Source organism: Dawidia soli (assembly GCF_018598185.1).
GTDB lineage: Bacteria > Bacteroidota > Bacteroidia > Cytophagales > Cyclobacteriaceae > Ohtaekwangia > Ohtaekwangia soli.
The window spans coordinates 1-1,578 of sequence record NZ_JAHESC010000106.1 but is presented as its reverse complement, the minus strand read 5'-3'; the positions used below and the strand labels follow the sequence as shown (position 1 = coordinate 1,578).

Below are 1,578 nucleotides of genomic sequence, written 5' to 3'. Positions count from 1 at the left end.
GACCATAGCCGTCTACTTAATGTAAGTGACTGATATATAATAAAATAGCCATGCAGCTCTGCATGGCAAAGTTTTATTTCTCATATTTGGTAGTAGTTTTTTTGAAAAGCCATCGAGGATTGGTCGTCAGCGATGGCTTTGCTTTTTTGTCCTCTCCGAAAGATACACTACTCAAGCCAGTCATGGTTACCTTATCGCTAATAATTTGATCAGATTTCTTCCTTTCTTTTCATCTTTTATACCGAACCGCCAGACATTGTCTAGCAGTGACTTTAGCCAGCTATTCAACATTTTTCGTTGCCGTAAGATATGCTCTTGCAATAGATGTACATGGTCCTTGACAATGGCGTAGAACTTATAGATGCTTAAAAACATCTTTTTAGCCGCCAGGGTATGCACATTAAAAAGTGCGTACATCTCCCAGTTAAGTAATATCCATAAGAACCTGCCCAAGAGGTAACATTTCACTCGATCGGATTTCATTTTGCGGACTTTGTCGATCTTCAAGATACTTTTCCAGGTCTTAAACATAATCTCCACTTGCCAGCGTATCCGATACAGATCATTAATCTGATTAACAGAAAGCATCGTATCAGGAACGTTGGTAATAAATACGTTCATATACTGGAGATAATCGTAAATCTCTGGATGAGCATTCTTTCGATATATTTTCTTTTTACGTCTACGTTTGACCGCTTCCGCAGGCAGTAACATTACGATAAGCCTTACAGGGAACTTGGCTTCTTCCCCTAAATAAACAGGCATATCCAAGTATCCCCTGCGAGACTTCTTTAAACGCTGATAAAGTGTCTTATAATCTAAGGCATCTTCGGACAAGCATTCATAAATCTTGGTGGTTGGAAGACGACGACTAATGTAATAAGCACCGCGAGCTTCAATCTTTTTAAAAGAATCTATCCGATAGTACCCCAGATCGCGTATGATCAATTCCTTAGGATGAACATTATCCAACAAGGGATGGGCATAAGCAAAATCATTTATCCTTGCTCCCATCATATCAAAACTCTTCAGACGGCTTGACAGGATGTCGTATTCAAATTGGATCTGCATACAGGCTTTCGGGGCATCGCCATTAAATCCCGGGAAGTCGCTAGCCAGTGCCTCCGGCAACTTATACTCCGTGGAGTCCATCAGGCGGATTGCTGAAAAATGATCTCCATAGACAGAGGGCAATTTCCTTGTCAGTTGGTGATTGAGGCATCTTTCGAGCAGGCTTTTCAGAAAGATTACCGCCTGACTATTGAAACGTTTGTCCAGTGCCTGTTTGCAGAAGCTTTTCCCTTGATCTTTCAAAAACAATCTGCAATGTTGATCCAGGCTTGGTTGTTCCATCGTGATTGGATCAAAGAGAACCATTTTCAAAAATGACAGCATGTCCATCTTCGATCGACGCTGACAAAAGCCACTTTGGATGGCTAGCTCTTGAAGTGTTTGGACCGATAAGGTCCCCGTAATTTTTTTGGTTAGCTCATCAATTTGCCCTGAAATACCATTTCGTTTCTTTCTCTATGAGTATTGATTAACAATTACTTAGACCTTAAGTAGACGGCTATGGTC

General features: G+C 40.9%; 1 protein-coding gene. It reads right to left on the bottom strand.

Features of this window, described 5'->3' with window-relative positions; translation table 11 throughout:
• Positions 1-186: 186 nt before the first annotated feature.
• The gene (locus KK078_RS30270; RefSeq protein WP_317196010.1) at positions 187-1,476 is read right to left on the bottom strand and encodes an IS4 family transposase; all 1,290 of its coding nucleotides are present in this window, start codon (positions 1,474-1,476) and stop codon (positions 187-189) included.
• Positions 1,477-1,578 lie beyond the last annotated feature (102 nt).